This window comes from bacterium, assembly GCA_040755795.1.
GTDB lineage: Bacteria > UBA9089 > CG2-30-40-21 > CG2-30-40-21 > SBAY01 > JBFLXS01.
The window spans coordinates 1-1,089 of sequence record JBFLXS010000745.1 but is presented as its reverse complement, the minus strand read 5'-3'; the positions used below and the strand labels follow the sequence as shown (position 1 = coordinate 1,089).

The 1,089-nt window shown below is 33.9% G+C and carries 1 protein-coding gene; it reads left to right on the top strand.

Annotated elements, in window-relative coordinates; genetic code table 11:
- On the top strand, nt 1–881 hold an 881-nt coding region (locus AB1414_21375), incomplete at its 5' end, for an Rpn family recombination-promoting nuclease/putative transposase (protein MEW6609963.1).
- Nucleotides 882–1,089 lie beyond the last annotated feature (208 nt).

Here is a 1,089-nt window from a genome sequence, read left to right as displayed (position 1 = left end):
TAGATGTAAAAACAGACTTTGCCTTTAAAAAGGTATTTGGAAGCAAACAATCAAAAGATATACTTATAAACTTTATAAACTCAGTGGTTAAATTCAAAGATGGAAGCATTATTGAAGATTTAACCATCGTTGACCCATATCAGATACCGTTACTTAAAGGGATGAAGGATACCTATGTTGATGTCAAGGCAATGTTATCAGATGGTAGTGGCGTCCTTATTGAGATGCAAATATTAAATTATGAAGGATTAGAAAAACGGATTCTCTACAATGCGGCGAAGGCATATTCTACGCAACTTTCATGTGGTGATGAATTTTATCTATTAAACCCGATAATTGCTATCACTATTACTGATTTTGAGATGTTTAGTGAGTGGCCAAAGGTCATCAGTTACTTCAGATTGATAGAGAAGGATGAGTTAGTTGAATATAGTGGAGATATTGAATTAATCTTCATTGAGTTGCCAAAATTCAAGAAGGAAGAAAGTGAATTAAGTGATGGGACAGATAAATGGATATATTTTATAAAAAATGCGGGTAAGCTAAATTACATACCCAAAACACTGGGGATGAGTAAAGAGATAAAGAAGGCATTTGAGATAGCCAATCAAGCAGGTCTGAGTGCCAAAGAATTAGAGATACAGCATAAAAGGAAAGATTTCATCTATATTCAAAAGGCATCGATTTCTTATGCCGAAAAGAAAGGGTTAGAACAAGGGTTAGAACAAGGATTACAACAAGGGTTAGAACAAGGCGAATATAGGAAGGCAATAGAAACAGCTAAATCGATGTATAAAAAAGGGGTTAAATTGGAGATGATTGCTGAGATAACAGGACTTTCAGAAGAGGAGATAAATAGGGTTGTAAAAGTAGCGAATTAGTGAATTAGCGATTAGCAAATAACTGATAGACTGATAGGAAATTGCTTTTTGAGTGTTTTGGGTATTATATCCATTTGTGCCTATTACTCGATATTCAAGTTTTTTTTAAGATTAAGTGGTTTATCCTTTTTTAACCGCAAAGAACGCAAAGAAATTAACCGCAAAGAACGCAAAGATTATAGTGCTCTGTTAAGATTGAATTTGCATG